General features: G+C 69.1%; 13 protein-coding genes. All 13 read right to left on the bottom strand.

Annotated features, from left to right (window positions below):
* Positions 1 to 23 precede the first annotated feature (23 nt).
* The gene (gene gspD, locus QP552_RS02915) at positions 24 to 2,225 is read right to left on the bottom strand and encodes a type II secretion system secretin GspD (RefSeq protein WP_111108383.1); all 2,202 of its coding nucleotides are present in this window, start codon (positions 2,223 to 2,225) and stop codon (positions 24 to 26) included.
* A 9-nt stretch (positions 2,226 to 2,234) separates the two neighbouring features.
* A complete protein-coding gene (locus tag QP552_RS02910) occupies positions 2,235 to 3,029 on the bottom strand; it encodes a general secretion pathway protein GspN (RefSeq protein WP_111111621.1) in 795 nt (264 codons plus the stop codon).
* A complete protein-coding gene (gene gspM, locus QP552_RS02905; protein ID WP_258393955.1) occupies positions 3,019 to 3,726 on the bottom strand; it encodes a type II secretion system protein GspM in 708 nt (235 codons plus the stop codon). Before gspM ends, QP552_RS02910 begins: the two co-directional genes overlap by 11 nt.
* Positions 3,707 to 4,852, bottom strand: coding sequence for a PilN domain-containing protein (locus QP552_RS02900; RefSeq protein WP_286074931.1), 1,146 nt, complete (start codon positions 4,850 to 4,852; stop codon positions 3,707 to 3,709). The genes gspM and QP552_RS02900 overlap by 20 nt, the downstream gene beginning before the upstream one ends.
* Positions 4,849 to 5,712: a general secretion pathway protein GspK gene (locus QP552_RS02895; protein ID WP_111111618.1), complete on the bottom strand. Its 864-nt coding sequence runs from the start codon at positions 5,710 to 5,712 to the stop codon at positions 4,849 to 4,851. The genes QP552_RS02900 and QP552_RS02895 overlap by 4 nt, the downstream gene beginning before the upstream one ends.
* Positions 5,709 to 6,341: a type II secretion system protein J gene (locus QP552_RS02890; protein ID WP_286074928.1), complete on the bottom strand. Its 633-nt coding sequence runs from the start codon at positions 6,339 to 6,341 to the stop codon at positions 5,709 to 5,711. The genes QP552_RS02895 and QP552_RS02890 overlap by 4 nt, the downstream gene beginning before the upstream one ends.
* Positions 6,338 to 6,763: a prepilin-type N-terminal cleavage/methylation domain-containing protein gene (locus tag QP552_RS02885; RefSeq protein WP_106551124.1), complete on the bottom strand. Its 426-nt coding sequence runs from the start codon at positions 6,761 to 6,763 to the stop codon at positions 6,338 to 6,340. The genes QP552_RS02890 and QP552_RS02885 overlap by 4 nt, the downstream gene beginning before the upstream one ends.
* Complete coding sequence (locus QP552_RS02880; protein WP_099484331.1) at positions 6,760 to 7,254, bottom strand: GspH/FimT family pseudopilin; 495 nt, start codon at positions 7,252 to 7,254, stop codon at positions 6,760 to 6,762. Before QP552_RS02880 ends, QP552_RS02885 begins: the two co-directional genes overlap by 4 nt.
* A 6-nt stretch (positions 7,255 to 7,260) precedes the next feature.
* Positions 7,261 to 7,704 (bottom strand): type II secretion system major pseudopilin GspG, encoded by a 444-nt coding sequence (gene gspG / locus QP552_RS02875; RefSeq protein ID WP_004142831.1) that lies wholly within the window; start codon positions 7,702 to 7,704, stop codon positions 7,261 to 7,263.
* A 49-nt stretch (positions 7,705 to 7,753) separates the two neighbouring features.
* Positions 7,754 to 8,974 carry a type II secretion system F family protein gene (locus QP552_RS02870; RefSeq protein ID WP_111111615.1) on the bottom strand — a complete coding sequence of 407 codons (1,221 nt, stop codon included), beginning with the start codon at positions 8,972 to 8,974 and terminating at the stop codon, positions 7,754 to 7,756.
* 24 nt (positions 8,975 to 8,998) lie between these two features.
* Positions 8,999 to 10,720, bottom strand: coding sequence for a type II secretion system ATPase GspE (gene gspE / locus QP552_RS02865; RefSeq protein WP_106551126.1), 1,722 nt, complete (start codon positions 10,718 to 10,720; stop codon positions 8,999 to 9,001).
* A gap of 137 nt (positions 10,721 to 10,857) precedes the next feature.
* On the bottom strand, positions 10,858 to 12,750 hold the full coding sequence (locus QP552_RS02860; protein WP_286074925.1) for a S8 family serine peptidase: 1,893 nt from the start codon (positions 12,748 to 12,750) through the stop codon (positions 10,858 to 10,860).
* 157 nt (positions 12,751 to 12,907) lie between these two features.
* Positions 12,908 to 20,089 carry an ESPR-type extended signal peptide-containing protein gene (locus tag QP552_RS02855; protein WP_286074923.1) on the bottom strand — a complete coding sequence of 2,394 codons (7,182 nt, stop codon included), beginning with the start codon at positions 20,087 to 20,089 and terminating at the stop codon, positions 12,908 to 12,910.
* Positions 20,090 to 20,214: the final 125 nt, after the last annotated feature.

The following is a 20,214-nucleotide window of genomic DNA, read 5'->3' as shown; positions in this document are numbered from 1 at the left end:
GGCGCAGCCCGGCCGTAAACCCCTTACTTCTTCGCGCGCGGCTGGTTCAGCGGTTCCATCGCGCGGAAGCGCTGGCTGTACTCGTCGGTCAGCGTGCGTGCTTCCTGGCCGTTGCGCACGATGCTCGGGGTCAACAGCACGATCACTTCCGAACGACGGCTGGTGCGCGTCTTCTGCCCGAACAGGGCGCCGACCACCGGAATTCGGCTCAAACCGGGAATGCCGCTGCTGCCATCGGTCGCCGAATCGGTGATCAGGCCGGCCAGCATGATGGTGTCGCCGCTCTGCACCGCCGCTTCTGTCGACAGCTTCTTGGTGGAGATGCGCGGGTTGCAGTTGCGTTCCTGTGGGTTGCAGTTCTCCGGCACCTCGGAGGCGCTGCTCACTTCCTGCACGATGTCCAGGAACACCGTGCCGTCGCGGGTCACGCGCGGGCGTACCTTCAGGATCACGCCAGTGTCGATGTACTGCACCGAACTGTAGCTGCTGGTGCCAATGCCGGTGTTCACCGTGGTGGTGTTGATCGGCACCTTGTCACCCACGTTGAGCGTGGCCTCGGCGTTGTTGCGCACGAACACCGAAGGCGTCTGCAGCAGGCGTACATCGGTGACCTTGTCCAGCGCACTCACCACCGCCGCGCCGTTGTGCCCGGTGAACGCCCAGCCAAGGCCTTCGCCACCGGTCACGGCACCGGCGAAGCTGCTCCAGGAACCGCCAGCGGCGGCCGGCAGGGTCACGCCGCCCAGGGCGCCGGTCAGCTTCTGCCCGAGCACGGCATTGTCGAAGAACCAGTTGACGCCGTACTTCAGGTCTCCGGTCAGCGCGACTTCGGCTACCTGCGCTTCGATGTGCACCTGCAACGGCATCACATCCAGCTTCTCGATCACTTCCCGGATCGAGCGCCAGGCCTGCGGGGTCGAGCGCACCAGCAGGGTGTTGGTTTCCTCCACCGCCGACACGCCCACGCGGTCGCCTTCCACTTCCAGGCTGACGCTGACGTTGCCGGACTGGCGCTGCGGCAGGTTCATGCTGCCGCTGTTGCCGCTGCCGGAGCTGCTGCCCGGGGTCGAACCGAAGCTGCTGCTGTTGTTGCTGTCCATGCCGCGCTCGCCGTCGCTGCCCAGCTGCGATGGAATCGCACCGGGTGCCAGCGAGGCGGGGCTGGAGCCGCCACGATTGCCGCTGCTGGCGAAGGCTTCACTGAGGCGTTCGGCCAGGTCGCGCGCCTTGATGTAACGCAGCTCGTAGGAGAACAGGCGGGCGCTGCCACCGGCGGTATCGATACGGTCCAGCCACTGCTGGATCTGGTCCAGGTAACGCACCTGCGGGGTGATCACCAGCACCGCGTTGGCGTTTTCCAGCGGCAGGAAACGGAACATGCCGGCGCTGGGGGTCTTGCTCTCCTCGCCGAACACCTTCTCCAGATCGGCAGCGACCTGCTCGGCCTTGCCCGACTGGATCGGAAACACGCCCACCGACATGCCCGACAGCCAGTCGACGTCGAAGATCTCGACGGTGCGCATGTAGTTTTCCAGCTCGGCGCGGGTGCCACCGAGGGTGATCACGTTGCGGCCGCTGTCGACGTTGACGATGGCGTTGGGCCGCGCATACGGCTCCAGCACCTTCTTCATTTCCGTGGCGGAGATGAACTGCAGCGGGATCACCCGCACTTCGAAGCCACGCGCGCTGGCCGCCGGTGCGGTACTCGGCGCGACGGTGCCGGCCAGGGCCTGGTCGGCGGCGACGATGTTGTAGCGGCCGCCGCTGTAGACCATGCGGGCGTTGTTCCAGCCCAGCACCATTTCCAGCAGGTTCAACGCCTGTGCCGGCGACACCGGCTTGGGCGTGGCCAGGGTGACCGTGCCCTGCACGCCCGGTGCGATCACGTAGTTCTGGCCCAGCATGTCACCCAGGATGGCCTTGACCACCGCATGCACGGATTCGCCTTCGAAGTTGAAGGTGGCCTCGCCGGTGCTGGCGCCATGCAGCGCCGGTGCCGGTGCGCGTGCGGCTTCGCGGTTGATCATGGTGCCGGTACCGCGGCGGATCACGGCCTGCGGAGCACCCTGGGCGTCACGGGCGGCATCGGCGGCGACCTCGGCCGCCTGGCCGGCCTCGGCAGTGGGCGACAGGTTGCCCTTGCGTTGCACATGCGGCGCGGACACGGTGCTGCAGCCGACCAGCAGCGCGAGGGCAAAGGACCAGGGAAGAAAACGCAGGCTCATGCATTCACTCTATCGGTTGGTGCCATCGCCCGGGGGCGGCGACGGTTGTTGCTGCTGTTGTTGCTGCAGCTGGCGGCGACGGGCCTGGATGCGTTCGCGGATGGCCTGCATCTGCGCTTCGCTGGGGCCGTTGTTGTTGGCAGGAGGTGCCGCGGCGGCGGCTGATGGCACGCTGCTGGCGGGCTGCGGCTGCGCGGTTGCGGCTGCAGCTGCCGGAGGTGGGGGTGGCATCGGCGGTGCGCCCGCCGGCGGCGGCACAACGACCGCACCCGCTGGCGGCGCGCCATTGGCACCGCGCAGTACAGTGGGTGGCTCGCCGCCCTGGCCGTTGAACACGGCCAGTTCCAGCACCTGGCTGCCACTTGGGCCGATCACCGTGGCCTGGCGCGGTGCCAGCCCCACCAGTTGCCAGCCGTCCACCGCTTCGCCATTGAGGCGCAGCCGCAGCGAACGATTCTGTTCGGTGGTGAAGGTGGCCATGCCGAAGTCGCCGGTCAGCAGCACGCCGGTCAAGCGCAGCGCGGCGCTGGCGGCAGGCTCGCTGCCACCGAGCAGGTAGGGCTTCGGCGTGCGGTCCTCGGCGAAAAGTGGTCGCTCACCAATCGCGCTGTAGCTGTCGGCGCTGGGCATGCGTTCTGCGGCCAACGGCGGCAGCACCGGCAGCGAAGGCGCCGCATCGGCATCGCCGTCGGCACCTGGCAGCTGGCTGCCAAGACCGAAACCGGTGGCCAACCAGACCGCCGCGGCCCAACCGGCCAGGGCCAGCAGGAAACCGGTACGCAGGCTGATCTGCTCAAGTTTCATCAGCCACCTCCTGTCCCTCGACCGGCGCAGCCGGTGCGGGGGCGGGTGCCGCTGAAGGCGGCTGCGGCGCGGACACCGGTTCGGCGGCAGGTGCCGGGGCACTGCCATCGGCAGCAGCGCCCGGCAGCAGGTAGCCGGCCAGCTCGAACGACACATCCAGACCCAGCCCGGATTCATTCGGCGATTGCTGGAAGCGCTGCGCGATCAGGTTGAGGTTGTCGACGAACAAGCGCGGGCTGCCGGTTTCCAGGCTGTGCAGCACCGTGGCCAGCTCGGCCACGCCACAGCGCAGGCGCACCTGCATGGCCACGCGCACGAACTCGGCGTCCCGGCGGTTGTCGGTGAGCGGCGTGCGGTTGCTGATGGTGCAGCTGCGGTTGCCCGGGCTGGCCATCGCCACCGCGTCCTGCAGCTTCGCGCCCAGTGCGGCGGCGGCGGCCTCGGCAGTGGCCTCACTCAGGAAGCCCGGCCGTTGCTGCAGGGCTTCGCGGGTGGCTCGCAGGCGCTGCTCGATCTGCGGCTTCTGCTGCAGCTGTGCCTGCACGCGCGATTCGCGTTCGCGCAGTGCGGCGACATCGGCATCGATCTCGCGCAGCGGCTGGGTGAACCACGGGTGCACCAGCAGCAGATAGGCCAGGCCCAGCACTGCCAGCAGCAGTGCCAGTGCCAGCCAGCGGTCACGGCGTGCGCTTGGCATCGGCATCGGCCGCCTCCCGGGTCGGGGCTGCCGTCGGCAACGGCTGCAGTTCAGCGGTCATGGTGAAGCGGTCGCGGCCGCTGGCGGCACCATCGGCCTGCAGCACGCCGGTCAGGTTCACTTTGCGCCACTGCGGCGCATCCTGCAGCAGCTGCACCAGCTGCGATGCCTCGCGGCTGAGCCCGATCAGCTGCAGGTTGTTGTTCTCGATGGCCAGTTTTTCCAGGTACGTCCCCTCCGGCAGGCGCCGGGTCAGTTCGTTCCAGATCTCCACCGTACCGGCGCGCTGGCCGCGCTGCTTTTCCAGGAACGCAGCACCGTCGATCAGCGCCTGCAGCTGGGCACGTTCGCTGGCCACGCCACGCGCACTGCGCGCACTGCGCTCAACTTCGGCACGCAGTTCTTCAGCTGCCGCGCGGCGGTTGTCGAGCAGCTGCAGGCCAGCCAGCACCAGCATCACTACTGCGGCCACCGCCAGCAGAAGGTTCCAGCGCCGCATCGGGTCGGCCTGCAGCTGACGCTGCGCGGGCGGCAGCAGGTTCACCTGCAGGATGTTGCCCTGCGCATCGATGGCATCGACACCGGACAGTACATCGGCCCATTGGCCCACGTTGCTGCGCCAGGCCTCGAGCTGCCGCAACGGCCAGGCCACCAGTTCGACCTGCAGCTGGCCCTCGCCCGCCGCGCCACGTTCACGCACGTCATAGCTGACCTGGCTGGATTCGAACGGTGTCTGCCGGTCGATCTCGAAGCCGACCACCGCACGCAGGCGGTCAGCCGCCGCCGCTGGCAGGCGCAGCTGCCGGCGCAGCACATCGCCGGCCGGCAGCAGCCACACCCGCGGCAAGCTGCGCAGGCGGGCTTCCAGCACGCGATCCAGTTCGGCCGGTGACAGCGGCCACGGCAGCCGCACCACCGGTTCGCGGCGCTCCCCCGCCTCACGCCAGACCTGAAGGTGGTCGCCTTCGCGCTGCAGCAGCAGGCGGGCCTGCGCCCAGCCCAGCGCCCACTGCCAACGGGCCGGCACCCACGCCAGCAGCGATTGCCGCCACCAGCGCAGGAAACGGCCGGCACCGGGGCCGATCCGGCCCTGCACCTGCCGCACACTGTCCTGCCAAGCCGTCATCTTGCTGTCATTCCCTGCTCCCAGCGAAGCACTGTGTAGGACCGCCCGGGAACCCCGCCCGAGCCATTGCGTACCACCGCCTGCACTACCGACCGGCGTCCACTGCCGTCCGTTGCACGAGACTCGATACTATAGGTGCCGCTGCTGCTGGCAAGCGTTGTCGTACCGCCAGCGGCATCTGCATCACGCTCCTGCTGGGCGCGCTGCGCCAGCACGGTGTCCGCATCCATGCCCAGTGCGGTCAGCACCGGTGCGCTGGCGAACTGCGGATCCGGCCGCGCCTGCCGGCTGTACAGGGTCAGGTGCGGCAGCATGGCCTGGTACAGCGGCCCGCGCATGCCGAGTACCCGCTGCAGCTCGCCCAGCGTCTCGAAACGCTTGTTGCGGGGGCCATAGGGCAGGCCTGCGGCGGCATAGTCGGGCGCTTCGGCACCACCGCCGGGCTGCAGCAGGCTGTCCTCGTCACGCCAGTCGACGATCGCGCCAGCCAGCTGGCGGGCCTGCGTTTCGTCTTCACCCAGCGCCTTGAGGAAGGCGCTCAGCAGGGCCACGTCGGCCAGGTTCAGGTTGATCTTGCCGTTCTCGTCCAGCACCTTGATCTCGATGCTGGCGTCATCGAACTGCCAGCGATAGACACGGCCATCGGCGCGCCAGGGCGCTCGCTGCGGATCGGCGGACAGGCGCGTCAGCGCGTACTCCAGTCCCGCCCGTGCACGCTCCTGGCCACGCGCATCATCGTCCAGCACCCGCTGCTGCAGATGCTCGACCCGCGCGCTCAACGCGAACGCCCCCACCAGCGCCGTCATCAGCGCGATCAGCCACAGCACCAGTACCAGCGCCGCCCCCCGCGCCCGGCTCATCGCGCACCTCCACTGCCACCGGCGCGCGGAGCGACCACCAGTGCAGGCCAGGGGGCACCCTTGGCCGGCACGATCTGGATCTCCACCAGCATCGGCAGGCGCCGGGTGTCATCCCAGCGCGGCATCCACTCAGTCACCTGGCCGGTGCTGGCATCGATGCCGCGATAGCGCAGCTGCACCGATTTCAGATTCTCCACCAGCACCTCCGGCGGGCGCGGCGGATTCTCGGCAATGCGCTCGCCCTCCTGCAGCAACACCAGGTCGAGCAGAAGGCGTTGCTGGCCGCTGCGGCCATCCACCTGCAGTGCGTGCAGGTAGGCACCGCCACGGCCCAGGTAGCCCGGCAGATCAGCCGCGAACAGCATGCGTTGTTCTTCGCCCTGGAAGAAGATCGGTTCGCGGGTGGGATCGGGCACTTCCAGCGGCGTGCGCAGCGCACCCGCCAGTTGTCGCCGCAGCAGGGTCTCAACCGCACGCATGCGTTCGCTCTCGGCGGCAATCTGCTCGCCACGCTGGCTCACCGCCATCGCCGAGCGCACGCTGGCGAACGCCAACGCCAGGCCACCGGCCAACAGCACCGTGGCCAGCATCACTTCCACCAGGGTAAAGCCTGCGGCGCGTCGCTTCATCGCGCGCTCTCCAGGTCCGGCGGCAGCAGGCGCAGGCTGCGCCAGCGCAGTTGTTCGCGTTCGCCTTCGCCCCAGCGCACCTGAAGCTGCAGCTCGGCCAGCCAGGGAGCCCCCGGCGATTGCGCCTGTACCTGTGCCGCGTTGCCGGCACGCGGCTCGACCCATGGCTGCACCTGCAGCTCCCAATGGTATCGGCCCTGTTCCCAGTCGCCCTGCTGGCTGCCGACCTGCAACGGCGAGGCGACACCGGCTTCGGCCAGCAACGACTGCGCATGCAGCACCGCACGCGTGCGCAGCTCGGCCTCGCGGACCTGTTTCGCGCCACCTGACAGGCTGCCCAGCAGCAGTGTCAGCGCAAGGCCCAGCAGGGCGAAGGCGATGATCACTTCCAGCAGGGTGAAACCACGCGCCCGCCGCTTCATGGCGCCTGCCACGGGCCGGAGCGGACCTCGCCGGTCAGCCAGCCGACATCGATGCGCCATTCGGCGCCCTCACGCTGCAGCCGGATGCGGCCACCACTGGAGCCGCCATCGGGATGGAACTCGATCACGCCCTGCCCGGGCGCGGTGGCCAGCTGCGCGGCGCCTTCGAACTGCACCTGCAGCTGCGCCGGGACGTCGCCCTGGCGCTGGTTCGCACCTTGCCAGTGGCGTCGCGCCGGCTCGATCACGAAGCGCTGCGGTTCACCGCGTGCGATGGCCTGCGCGCGCACCATGCGCAGCTGGTTGGCGATGTCCTTGCCGGCGCTGCGCAGCTGCATGCCGGCAAAGCCGCGCGACAGACCCGCGGCGGTGATCAGGCCGATCGCGGCGATCAGCGCGATCACCAGCAGCATTTCCAGCAGCGACAGGCCCGCTGCGCGCCTGCCGTGCAGGCGCGGGCGAGGCAGCCGGCGCGGCAGGAAATGCGTCATGCCCGGTTACGGCTGGTAGCGGATGTCAGCGTCGACGCTGCTGCCACCGGCCTTGCCGTCCTTGCCCAGGCTGATCAGTTCATACGGCTGGCCTTCGCCCGGCGCGCGGTACTCCAGCGCGTGGCCCCACGGGTCATTCAGGTCGGCCGGCTTGGCGTACGGGCCCAGCCAGCCGCCGACACCGGCCGGTGCGGTCACCAGATCGTTGAGCGAGCCCGGCAGCTTGCCGGTATCGATCTGGTAGTTGTCGACCTTGGAGGCAACGGTCTGCACCTGGGCCTTGGCGATGTTCGCCTTGCCACGATCGGCGCCGCCCAGCACGCGGCTGGCGACCAGGGTCAGCACCGCGCCGATCAGCACGATGACGATGATGATCTCCAGCAGGCTCATGCCCGACTGGTTGCGCGCGGCGGTGAAGGAAAGGCGGATCGGTCGACGGGAAGCAATCATGGTCGGTCCTTTCAGTTGCGGAGTGTCGAGGTTGCTTAGGGAGCCATCATCAGCCGATGGCATTGGTCAGGTCGTACAACGGCACCAGCACGGCCACGATCACCGCACCGACCACCGAGGCCAGCACCAGGGTGATCGCCGGCACCATCGCCGCCAACAGACGGTCGATGCGACGGGCGCTGTCCTGTTCAAACGTGTCGGCAGCTTTCAGCAGCATGGTATCGAGCGCGCCGGACTCCTCGCCGACCTGGATCATCTGCAGCGCCAAGCGCGGGAATCGCTTGCCGCGCGACAGCGCCAGCGACAGGCCGGCACCGTTCTTCACTTCATCGGCTGCCGCTTCCACGTCGGCAGCCAAGGCGCGGTTGCCCAGCACGTTGCGTGCGATGCCCAGCGCACCGAGCAGCGGCACGCCGTTGCGCAGCAGGGTGCCCAGCGTGCGCGCAAGCCGTGCGGTTTCCAGTTCGCCCAGCAGGCGGCCGATGCCGCGACGCTGCAGCAGCCATCCATCCAGCGCCAGCCGGAACGCCGGCTGCCGTACCTTGCGCTCGAAGAACAGCGCCAGCAACCCCGGCACTACCAGCAGCAGTACCCACCAGTCGCGCACGAACAAGCCCAGCTGCAGCACCGCGTTGGTGAACCACGGCAGCGCCACGTCCAGGCTTTCGTACATCTGCGCGAACTGCGGCACCACGTAGCCGAGCAGGAACAGCAGCGCGCCGCCCACCACCACCAGCAGGATGGCCGGATAGACCAGTGCGTTGATCACCTTGCCCTGCAGCGCGCGGCTGCGTTCGAGGTAGTCGGCCAGCCGCTGCAGGGTCTCGTGCAGGCTGCCACCCGCCTCGCCGGCACGCACCATGTTCACGTACAGGCGCGAGAACAGGCCGTGCTGGCGTTCCAGCGCGGTCGACAGCGGCGCACCGCCGCGCACCACGTCGCGGATGTCGGTGATCGCACGCCGCGAGCGTTCGTCTTCCGGCAGGCCGAGCAGGATCGACAGTGCACGGTCCAGCGGCTGGCCGGCGCCAAGCAGGGTCGCCAGCTGCTGGGTGAACTGCAGCAGCGCCGCGCCCTGCAGCGGGCGCTGGCGCAGCAGCGTGCGCCAGCTGCTGCCGCCGACCACGCCGCCATCGGCCAGCTGGGTCTCCATCGGCAGGTGGCCCTGATCCTGCAGGCGCGCGACCAGTTCGGCCTCGCTGGCTGCTTCCATCTGCCCGTCGAAGATCTCGCCGTGCGGATTGAGCGCCTTGTAGCGGTAGTTCGGCATGTCAGCCCCGGCGTCCTGCGCGCATCAGCTTTCCTCGGTCACGCGCAGCACTTCCTCGATGGTGGTCTGCCCGCTCAGCGCCTTGGACAGACCATCCTCGTACATCGTGCGCATGCCGGCTTCACGGGCGATGCGTTCGATCTCGCCCATGCCATCGCGGCGCATCACCGCGCGGCGCAGCGCATCGTTCATCACCAGGAATTCCATGATGGTGGTGCGGCCCAGGTAGCCGGTCGGCGCCAGTGCCGAAGGCTTCGGGCGGTATAGATGGATCGGCCCTTCCGGTTGCAGACGGCGCAGCTCGAAGCGCTCGATCTCCTCCGGCGAGGCTTCATAGCGCTCGGCGTGGGTCGGCTCCAACCGGCGCACCAGGCGCTGCGCCAGGATGCCGTTGATGGTGGAGGTGAGCAGATAGTCCTCCACGCCCATGTCGAGCAGGCGGGTGATGCCGCCGGCCGCATTGTTGGTGTGCAGGGTGGACAGCACCAGGTGGCCGGTCAGCGCCGACTGGATCGCGATGCGCGCGGTTTCCAGGTCGCGCATTTCGCCGATCATGATGATGTCCGGGTCCTGGCGGACGATGCTGCGCAGTGCGTTGGCGAAGTCCAGGCCGATCTGCGGCTTGGCCTGGATCTGGTTGATGCCCTCGATCTGGTACTCGACCGGATCTTCCACCGTGATGATCTTGACGTCGGCGGTGTTGAGCTGGCTCAGCGCGGTGTACAGCGTGGTGGTCTTGCCCGAACCGGTCGGGCCGGTGACCAGCAGGATGCCGTGCGGTTGTTCCAGCACCTTGCGGAACTGCGGCAGGAACGCATCGGTAAAGCCGAGCCGATGGAAATCGAACACCACCGTTTCGCGGTCGAGCAGGCGCATCACCACGCTCTCGCCGTGCGCGGTCGGCACCGTGCTCACGCGCAGGTCCAGCTCCTTGCCCTGCACGCGCAGCATGATGCGGCCATCCTGCGGCAGGCGGCGCTCGGCGATGTTGAGGCGGGCCATGATCTTGATGCGGCTGATCACCGCTGCGGTGAGGTTGGCCGGCGGGCTTTCGCCCTCCACCAGCACGCCATCGACGCGGTAACGCACCTTCAGCCGGCTCTCGAACGGCTCGACATGGATGTCCGAAGCGCGCAGCTCCACCGCACGCTGGATCACCAGGTTGACCAGGCGGATCACCGGCGCTTCCGAGGCGAGGTCGCGCAGGTGCTCGATATCGTCGACCGCGCCGCCCTCGCCGTCCGCGGTTTCAACGATCGCGCCCATCGCGCTGCGGCCCTGGCCGAACCAGCGCTCGACCAGATCATCGATCTCCGCACGCATGCCCAGCACCGGCGTCACCGGTACGCCAAGCGCCAGCTGCACAGCCTGCTGCGGATAGGGATCGTGGGCGTCGGCCAGCCACAGCCGTACACCCTGTTCATCCAGCGCCAGCGGGCATACATGGAACTGCTTGAGGAAACGCAGGGACAGCGGCAGGCCCTCGGCCAGGCCCTGGGGCGGTGAATCCGGCAACTGCTTGCCATCCAGCAGCGGCAGACCCAGCACCTCGGCGCTGGCCTGCGCCTGGTCACGTTCGGATACCAGCCCCAGCCGCACCAGCAGGCCGAGCAGGCTGCCGCCCGCCTCCGCGTGCAGCGGCCGAGCCCGTGCAAGATCGCCCTCCTTGAGGCGGCCACGCGCCAGCAACGCATCCAGGATGCGACCTTCGGCGTCGTCGGCGGCGGTTGCAGCAAGCGCGTTCACGTGACTCTCCTGTCAATCGGCTCGACTTTAGCAGTTACGCCGTGATTTCCGTCGCCCCGCCGCCCGCTTTCGTAAAAAGACGAAGCCCGTCACATGCGGGTGACGGGCTTCGGCCATTCAACTACTGCACTGCGCGCTTACTGCGTGGCGAGAATGCTCACGCCGCTGTATGCCGCCTCGCCCACCACCTTGATGTAGTAGGTGCCGGCGGTCGCTGCAGTCACGCGCACCGTTTCCGAGGTACCCGGGCGGGTCGAGCGCGCATCGTTGTCGGTGGCACTCGGCTCGCGGCCCTTGGCCAGGTAGACCGACACATTGCCGGTGCCACCATAGGTGATGACGCTGAGCTGCTTGCCTGCCGCGGCCTCGAAGCTGTAAAGCACGCTGCTGCCGGCGGCACCACTCAACCCGCCGATGGCCACCTTGTTGGTCAGCGGCTTGGCCACCGGACCGCAGTTCTCGGTGCACGGCTCTTCCAGGGCCTTGTCCAGCGCGGCCTTGGCGTCGACGATGCCGGTGCCGATCGGGGTGGCGGACGGAATGCTGACCGGGAACGGACGTGCCGTTTCCTTCAGCAGGGTCCGCATGCCTGCCGGTGCGAGCGGGTCGCGGTTGGCGGCGATCAGCGCGCTCTGCACCAGCGCGGCGACGGCAGCCACATGCGGTGCCGCCATCGAGGTGCCGGCCTTGCCGCCCAGGGTGTAGCCCTCGGTGGAACCGGCTGCCGGCGGCGACGTCTTGCTGCTGGACACCGCCTGCCAGACATAGCCGTTCGGATTGCCGTCGGTGACGCCACCGCCCGGACCGGACAGATCGATGCGGGTACCGAAGTTGGAGTAGTAGGCCATGGCACCGGTGATGCCGGTCGCGCCGACCGAGACCACGCCATCGCAGTTGGCCGGGCGGGCATTGGCGACATTCATCGAGTCGTTGCCGGCTGCCACCACCACCAGGGTACCGCGGTTGGTGGCACCGGTGATGGCCGCCTGGTAGGCCGGATCACAGCTGCCGGAGCCGCCCAGGCTCATGTTGATGATCTCGGCCGGATTCTGGTTGGCAGGAATGCCGGCCACGGTTCCGCCCGAGGCCCAGGTGATGGCGTCGGTGATGTCCGACAGGGTGCCACCGCAGTAGCCGAGCACGCGCACCGGCAGCACCTTGGCCTTGTAGGCCAGGCCGGCGGTATGCAGGCCGTTGTTGGTGGCCTCGGCGATGGTGCCGGTCACATGGGTACCGTGCCAGCTACTGTCGCGTACCGGCGAACCGTCGTAGCAGGCATTGGCGGTGGGCATCCAGTCACCGTAGTCGAGTGCACCCGGCACGCGGCCGTCGGCGGCACGACGCGAGCGGCTGGCCTGGCTGATGAAGTCGTAGCCCTCCAGCAGGGTGCCGGCGGCAAAATCCGGGTGCTCGGGCAGGATGCCGGTATCGAGCACGGCCACCACGATGCCCTCGCCCTGCGAGACGTCCCATGCGGCCGGTGCGTTGACGCCGCCGACCGGGTTGTGGAAGTGCCAGTTGTGGCTCTGGTAGTACGGATCGTTGGGCACGAAGTTGGGCGACGCATCGGACTTCGCGACGGCGTCCGCGCGCGGCGACGACACGGCATCGATCGGATACATGACGGCGTCGGCCACCGCATATTCGACGGTCGGGTCAGCCTTCAGTTCGCCCAGCACCTTGTCCAGCTCGGCGCGCGCGATCCCTCCCTGCAGGCGGATCAGATCGGCACCGATGCCGAGCCTGCGGGCCACCTGCGGGCGCAGCGCGGCACTGCGCGCAGCCGCGTTGGTGCCTGCCGGCACGGCGCGCGCGATGGCCGAGTTGACCACGGCCAGCTTGGCGTTTGCATCGGCAGCTGCGGCGCTGCCAGCGCGGTACTTCACGATGATGCCATCAACCTGCTGCGTCTTCGGGCCGGACAACGGCGCATTTGCTTTCAGGTCGGCGGCCTGTGCCAGGCCAACACCGGTCAGCGACAGCACGGCGGCTGCCAACACATTGATGCGAAGGTTCTGCTTCTTGATCACGTCGAATTCCTCTTCTGGGTCATGGATCGAACCAACACTGCGGCCATCATTCCTTGACGACTCCCGGCCGGCCCAGCCGGGATTGCCGTGACCTCCCCCCAGGCCCTCGTTGCAGGTGCTGCGCCGGCGTGGGTGGCCGCCGGCGCGATGGAGTGGCTTACCAGCCGAAGCCGGCGCCGACGCCGACCGAGCTGTCGTCGCTGCTGAAGGCACCGCCGACCGTCACCGTGGCGCGATCGCTGATCGCACGCTGGTAACCCAGCGACAATGCCGATTCGCCGCCCTGGAAGCCGATGCCGACGCCGACCCGGTTCTGGGTACGGATGCCGGCAGCACTGGTGGCCATGTTGAGCATCGCCGCGCTCATCGCGCCCTGGCGGTCGATGCGGCGATCCATGTGCCGCAGGCGCCCGTCGACCTCGCCCTTGAACACATCGAAGCTGTCGGCGACGGCCTGCACGCGGCTGTCGGTGTAGCTGTTGGCGGTGGCCATGCCACGATCGAGCTGGCCCTTGTTGACCGCATCGGTGGCGGTGGTACCGGCTGCCACGTTGGTGACCTGGCGCTCGTTGCCTTCGCTGCCCACCGACACCGTATTGGCACGATCGGCAACCGAGCCCTGGCCCAGCGCCACCGCGTTGGCAGCGGTGGCACTTGCGCCCTGGCCGATGGCGGTGGAGGAAGCGCCGCTGGCCACTGCGCCGTCGCCCATGGCGACCGCGTTGAGACCCGATGCCGGGGTGCCCACCGGGATGCCCGCACCCGCCGCCGCAGCGGTCGGCGTGCCCTGCACGCGTGCGGTGCTGGCCGGTGCCGCATCGGCCGCCGCCGGTGCTTCGGCAACGCTGGCCAGTGCGCTTTCATCCAGCGAGGCACTCATCGAACGCAGGCTGGCCGTTCCCGAGCGCGAACCACCGGCGGTGCGGCGGTCGATCTCGCTGACCTTGCGGTCCAACGCACCCAGCGCATCGCCGACGTTGCTGTAGGTGGCGCCCTGGATCACGTAGTTCGGCGCCACGAACACGCCCTGCATGCCGACGCTGGCGCCGCCCCCCAGGAAGCTGGCGGCATCGCTGAGCGACTGGAACAACTGGCCGCCATTGATCGCCTGGCGGCTGCCGGCTGCGATGCTGCCGGCACCGACATTGTCGATGGTGGTGCCCTGGAAGCCGGACAGGGTCAGGCGGTCACGGCTGGCGTCGTCGTAGCCGACTGCACTGGCCGCCGTGGTCTCCACCGTGGCGATGCGCGAATCGAAATCACCGACGCGGGTTTCCACTGCGCCCACGCGCTGGTTGGTGACATTGAGCTGGGAGCCGGTCACCGCGTCACTGCTGCCGGCAGCGATGCGGCCATCAGCCACGTTGACGATGCGGCGCGTGGCTGGGCCATCGGTGCCGTTGCCACCGCCGACCGACACCACGTTGGCATCGAGTGCGCGCGAGCCCGCACCCAGTGCCACCGAATTGGCGCCGGATGCACCGGCGCTGCTGCCCAGTGCCAGCGCACCGTTGCCGATGGCTGCCGCATTTGCACCCAGTGCATTGCTGCGTGCACCGCTGGCGCTGGCTCCCGAACCGAGCGCTGCCGCCTCACTGCCGCTGGCACTGGCGGTGCCGGTACCGCTGGCCTTGACGTAGCGCGCCGTGCCATCGGCGGTTGCAGCAACCGCGTCAAGCTGGCCGCGGTTGACCGCGTCGGTGCGCTCGGTGCCGGCCGCAACCCGGGTGATCTGGCGATCGCTGGTGGTGCTGCCCACCGAGACGGTGTTGGCACGATCAGCCACCGAGCCCGAACCCAACGCCACGCTGCCTGCGGCGCTGGCGGTGGCACTGACACCCACCGCCGTGGCGTTGGCGGCGGTGGCCTTGCTGCCGTAGCCGACCGCAGTGCCGAGGCGACCGCTGGCATCGGCGTAGCTGCCGATGGCCGAAGCGCCGTCAGCCGAAGCATTGGCGCGGAAGCCACTGGCCTGCGCCTGCGTGCCGGTGGCCGTGGCCTGCGCACCGTTGGCGGTGCTGTAGGGGCCCTTGGCCTGGGCCCCGGCACCGGTGGCGCTGGCGCCGGTTTCGCTGGCGCTGGCACCGCTGCCCAGCGCCACGCTGTCGACACCGGCCGCCTGCGCGGCGTTGCCCAGTGCGGCGGCGTTGCTGCCGGTGGCGAGTGCATCGAAGCCGACCGCCGTGGCATTGGCGGCCATGGCGTTGGCGCCGCTGCCCAGCGCGGTCGCACCGTTGCCGATCGCATTGGCCGCATTGCCGGCCGCCAGCGCATTTTCACCATCGACCAGTGCACCGGCCTCGCCATCGGCATTGCCGCTGGCCTGGAACTGGCGGCTGGTCTTGTCGGCGACACTGGCAACGGCGTCGAGCTGGCCCTTGTTCACCGCATCGGTGGCTTCGGTACCGGCGGCAACGTTGGTGACCTGGCGTTCGCTGCCGGCCTTGCCAACGGCTACCGTATTGTCGCGGTCAGCCTTGGAACCGGCACCGAGCGCAACGCTGTTGCTGCCATTGGCGGTGGCGTTGGCACCCAGCGCTGTGGCGTTGGTACCTGCCGACCAGGCATTCCAGCCGATGGCCGTAGCGTAATCCTCGGTGGCCCACGCACCGGCACCGAATGCCGCCGCACCGGTGCCACTGGCGCGCGACGGAATCAGGCCAAAGAAGGTGCTGCCGCCGATCGCCACGCTTTCCGCACCGCTGGCTTCACTCGACTGACCCACCGCAACCGCGCCGGTGCCGGCCGCGGCAGCGCCGAAGCCCACCGCCGTGGTGTTGGCGCCGCTGGCCGCCGAGCCATAGCCGAGTGCGGTGCCGAGGCGACCGGTCGCTTCGGCATAGCCACCCACCGCTGTGGTGCCATCGGCGGAGGCCGCGCTGCGGAAACCGCTGGCAAGGGACTGTGCGCCGCTGGCGTTGGATTCAGTACCGTTGGCGGTGCTGTAGACACCGCTTGCCTGTGCACGTGCGCCCACCGCGCTTGTCCCCACTTCGCTGGCGCTCGCGCCGCTGCCCAGGGCCAGGCTGTCCTCGCCGGTGGCCTGTGCCGTGCTGCCCAGTGCGGCCGCGTTGCTGCCGGTCGCCAGCGCATCGATGCCGACCGCGGTGGCGTTGGCGGCCAGTGCATTGGCACCACTGCCCAGTGCGGTGGCACCGTTGCCGATGGCGTTGGCCGCATCACCGGCGGCCAGCGCATTGTCGCCCTCCACCAGCGCTCCGGTTTCACCATCAGCATTGCCGCTGGCCTGGAACTGCCTGCTGGTCTTTTCCGCGGCGGCGGCTACGGCATCGAGCTGGTTCTTGTTGACCGCATCGTTGCCCTGCGTGCCATCGGCCACGTTGGTGATCTGGCGGGTGTTGCCACCGCCGCCCACCGACACGGTGTTGTCGCGGTCCGCAATCGAATCCGCACCGAGCGCCACGCTGTTGGCCGCGCGCGATTCCGCCGCATTGCCCAGTGCGGTGCTGTTGATGCCTCCCGACCAGGCGCCACCGCCCACCGCCGTGGAGTAGTTGCCCGAGGCTTCGGTGGCCAGCGTGCCGAACAGCGAACCACCAATGGCGACGCTGTTGGTGCCGGTGGCCAGGCTGCCCTGGCCGGTGGCGGTGCTGTAGGCACCGGATGCCTGCGAATCGCCGCCCAGCGCCACGCTGTTGGAACCCGAGGCGTTGGCGAAGTTGCCAAAGGCGGTGGCATTGAAGGCCGAAGCCTGTGCATAGCCGCCGATGGCGGTGCTGTAACCACCGGTGGCTTCGGCACCGATACCGAACGCTGCCGCAGCCGTGCCGCTGGCCACGCTCTCGCTGCCGACCGCGGTGGCACCACTACCACTGGCGTTGCTGAAGTAGCCCACGGCTACGGCTTCTTCGCCGGAGGCTTCGGACAAGGCACCGCTGGCGGTGCTGCCCGCGCCGCTGGCGATGCTGGCCGCGCCGAACGCCGCACTCTGCTCACCGCTGGCTTCGCTTTCCGCACCCTGCGCGGTGGCGTATTCGCCGGTGGCCTGTGCATTGGCGCCTACGGCACTGGCATTGGCGGCGGTCGCCAGCGCGTTGAAGCCGATCGCCTGCGCGTTGCCGGCCAGCGCATTGGCACCGCTGCCGAGCGCGGTGGCGCCATTGCCGATGGCGTTGGCCGCATCACCTGCGGCAAGCGCGTTGTCGCCCTCCACCAGCGCACCCGCCACATCGTCGCCGTTACCGCTGGCCTGGAAGAAGCGGCTGGTGGTTGTGGCGGTGCTTGCCACCGCGTCCAGCTGCGCCTTGTTCACCGCATCGGTGGCCTGGGTACCGGCGGCGACGTTGGTGACCTGGCGCTCGTTGCCGCTGCTGCCCACCGACACCGTGCGTGCGCGGTTGGCGACCGAGCCCGCGCCGAGTGCGACGGCGTTACTGGCACTGGCATTGCTGCCCGCACCCAGCGCGATCGCACTTTCGCCGCCGGCCACCGTGTTGGTGCCGATGGCGATGCTGTTGATGCTGTTGCCCAGCGCCTGGAAGCCCAGCGCCACGCTGTTGTCGCCATAGCCGAAGGCACCACGGCCGACTGCGGTGGCGCTGGTGCCGTTGGCCCAGCTGTTGTAGCCGATCGACGTGGCGCCAGCGCCGCTGGCCCATGCTGCATTGCCGAACGCCGAGGCGTTGGTGGCGGTCGCCCACGCACCGGAACCAAAGGCGCTGGCGCCGCTGGCGGTGGCCCAGCTGTAGCCGCCCACCGCGGTGCTGTCATCGCTGCTGGCGAACGCACTGTCACCCACCGCCACCGCATACGCGCCGGTGGCGCGCGACTTGCCGCCGGCGGCGAAGCTGTTGTCACCGCTGGCCTTGGCCGCATTGCCGAAGGCGCTGCTGGCAGCACCGGTGGCCTGCGCAGCGCTGCCGACCGCCGTGGCATCGGCCACGGCTGTGGTACCCACCTGCTGCGCCTTGCCATCGGCACCGATGATCGGCTGATTGAACTCGTCGTAGGCCTGGCCCAGGCCACCAATGGCGACACCGCCATTGCCGGTGGCCGTGCTGTTGCGGCCCACCGCCACGCTGTCATCGCCGATTGCCGACGCGGCCGCGCCATGCGCAACCGCGCCAGCACCGATCGCATTGCTCGACGAACCGGCCGCGATGGCCCCCTCGCCTTCCGCCAGCGCACCGGCATCACTGCCAGCTTCCGGCTGTGCCTGGAAGAAGCGCGCGGTGCTGTCGGCGGTGCTGGCCACCGCATCCAGCTGCGCCTTGTTCACCGCATCGGTGGCCTCGGTACCCGCGGCCACGCTGACGATCTGCCGCTCGTTGCCATTGGTACCCACGGCAACCGTGTTGGCGCGGTTGGACCCGGAGTAGGCACCCAGTGCAACACTGTTCTCGGCGCCAGCGGTAGCGTAGTAGCCGATGGCAGTGCTGTCCTTGCCGACAGCCCAGGTCTGCGCACCCAGTGCACTGGCGTTCTCGCCCGGTGCATAGGCAAAGTAGCCCACGGCGGTGGCTTCGATGCCGGAGGCTTCGCTGAGGGTGCCGTTGGCCACCGCGCGGTCACCGCTGGCGATGGCGCCGGCGCCCACCGCAATCGCGGCTTCGCCGCTGGCTTGGGTCTGCACGAAGAAGTCCATGCCCGGAACCAGGTCGGCCGGGCCGCCGATGGCAACGCTGCTGGTGCCCGTGGCATTGCTCTGCGTACCCAGCGCCGTGGAGTAGTCACCGATGGCATTGGAAACCGCACCGAACGCCGACGCCTGCGCGCCGGACGCATAGGCCCCCACGCCATAGGACGATGCAGCAAAGCCGCTGGCATCGGCACTTGCGCCGACGGCCGTGCCACCCACGCCGGCACTGGTGGCGCCGGTGACCACCGGCACGCCACCACTGGTGATCAGCGGGTTGCCGTTGGCATCCACCGCAGCGCCTCCGACGGCCACGCTGCCCGGTCCGTTGGCCTGCGCGTTGTTGCCGAATGCTGCGCTGTTCTGGCCCGAGGCCAGCGCGTTGTTGCCCACCGCGGTCGCGTTCTGCGCAACGGCGGTGGCACCGGCACCGACCGCCGTGGTGCCATTGCCGATGGCGTTGGCGGCCTCGCCGGCGGCCAGCGCGTCGTCACCTTCAGCCAGGGCACCGGCATCGCTGTTGCTGCTGCCGGTGGCCTGGAAGCGCTTGGCGGTGGCATCGGCCACCGCTGCAACTCCCTTCAACTGGCCAACGTTGACCGCATCGGTATCTTCGGTGCCGGCGGCAACGCTGGTGATCTGGCGGGTCAGTCCGTATTCGGCGGCACCGACGGACACGGTATCGACACGGTCGGCCAGCGAACCGGCGCCCAGCGCCACGCTGCCGGTAGCGACTGCGGCGGAATTGGAGCCCAGGGCCGTGCTGTATTCACCGACGGCCGTGCTGAACGCACCGACGGCGATCGAGGCTTCGTTGGCGGCAGTGGCGCCGCGACCGAGCGCGGTGCTGCCCGGGCCCATCGCCACGGCACCGCCACCGACGGCGGTCGCACCATCGGCGGTGGCTTCGGACAGTGCACCCAGTGCCGTTGCTGCACCGTTCTCGCTGGCGGCATACGCACTGGCGCCGACGGCGGTATCGCCAAGGCCGAAGGCTGCTGCGCTCTGCCCGACCACTACGCTGGCATCACCAATCGCCAACGCGCCCTGGCCGAACGCGCTGGCGCCGATGCCCGCGGCAATGGCCTGGGTACCGATGGCGGTGGTGGCGTTGGCCAGCGACTGCGCACCGGCACCGGCGGCCAGTGCACCCTCGCCCTGGATCTTCGCCGCGTCGCTGTCATCACCTGCGCCGTCGGCCTTGAAATAGCGGTTCCCGTCTGCGGCCACATCGGCCAGAGCGGCCTGCGTGGCGCGCGCCTGCGCATCCAGCTGCGCCTTGTTCACTGCGTCGGTCGCCTGCGTGCCTGCGGCGACGTTGGTGACCTGCCGTTCCTTGCCGGCATCACCGACGGAGACGGTGTTGGCGCGCGTGGCCCTGGATCCCGCGCCCAGCGCCACGCTGTTGGCCGCACTGGCACTGCTGTTGCTGCCGATCGCCACCGCATTGCTGCCCTTGGCCGTGGCCGAGCCTTCGATCAGGCACTTTTCGAGCAGCTTGCCGCTGAATGCCACGCAGGTAGCGCTACCGCCGATCTGCACCGACTGTGCGGTGGCAGAGCCACTCATGCCCAATCCCAATACCAGGCCCAGTGCCACTGCCAGCAGTGCGGGCGTGGCCTGTGTCGCATCGCGGCGCTGGTCGACGACCCCACCACTGCTGCTGTCGGAGGAAGCCAGTTCCGAGGCCACCACCAACTGACCCAATGCTTTGTTCCAGACCTTGCGATAAATCCGATTCATCGGTACGGCTCCTGATTGGACTGGTTTTGGGCAAAGCAACGCCACCGCTGGGCTTTCCGGCCCAACGTCCCCTGGGGGCGTTTATTCGCGTGATTTACTGCGGGGTATTGCCGAACGGCGCGCAG

Source organism: Stenotrophomonas sp. 59 (assembly GCF_030291095.1).
Classification (GTDB): Bacteria; Pseudomonadota; Gammaproteobacteria; order Xanthomonadales; family Xanthomonadaceae; genus Stenotrophomonas; species Stenotrophomonas maltophilia_Q.
Note: the sequence above shows the minus strand (reverse complement) of the source record. Positions and strands in the feature narration are given on the sequence as shown.

Bases quoted from the DNA above. Each gene is read 5' to 3' on its own strand.
- gspG (WP_004142831.1), bottom strand. From the start codon at position 7,704: ATGATTGCTTCCCGTCGACCGATCCGCCTTTCCTTCACCGCCGCGCGC.
- QP552_RS02900 (WP_286074931.1), bottom strand. From the start codon at position 4,852: ATGACGGCTTGGCAGGACAGTGTGCGGCAGGTGCAGGGCCGGATCGGC.
- QP552_RS02885 (WP_106551124.1), bottom strand. From the start codon at position 6,763: ATGAAGCGGCGGGCGCGTGGTTTCACCCTGCTGGAAGTGATCATCGCC.
- QP552_RS02895 (WP_111111618.1), bottom strand. From the start codon at position 5,712: ATGAGCCGGGCGCGGGGGGCGGCGCTGGTACTGGTGCTGTGGCTGATC.
- gspD (WP_111108383.1), bottom strand. From the start codon at position 2,225: ATGAGCCTGCGTTTTCTTCCCTGGTCCTTTGCCCTCGCGCTGCTGGTC.
- gspM (WP_258393955.1), bottom strand. From the start codon at position 3,726: ATGCCAAGCGCACGCCGTGACCGCTGGCTGGCACTGGCACTGCTGCTG.
- QP552_RS02910 (WP_111111621.1), bottom strand. From the start codon at position 3,029: ATGAAACTTGAGCAGATCAGCCTGCGTACCGGTTTCCTGCTGGCCCTG.
- QP552_RS02855 (WP_286074923.1), bottom strand. From the start codon at position 20,089: ATGAATCGGATTTATCGCAAGGTCTGGAACAAAGCATTGGGTCAGTTG.
- QP552_RS02890 (WP_286074928.1), bottom strand. From the start codon at position 6,341: ATGAAGCGACGCGCCGCAGGCTTTACCCTGGTGGAAGTGATGCTGGCC.
- QP552_RS02870 (WP_111111615.1), bottom strand. From the start codon at position 8,974: ATGCCGAACTACCGCTACAAGGCGCTCAATCCGCACGGCGAGATCTTC.
- QP552_RS02880 (WP_099484331.1), bottom strand. From the start codon at position 7,254: ATGACGCATTTCCTGCCGCGCCGGCTGCCTCGCCCGCGCCTGCACGGC.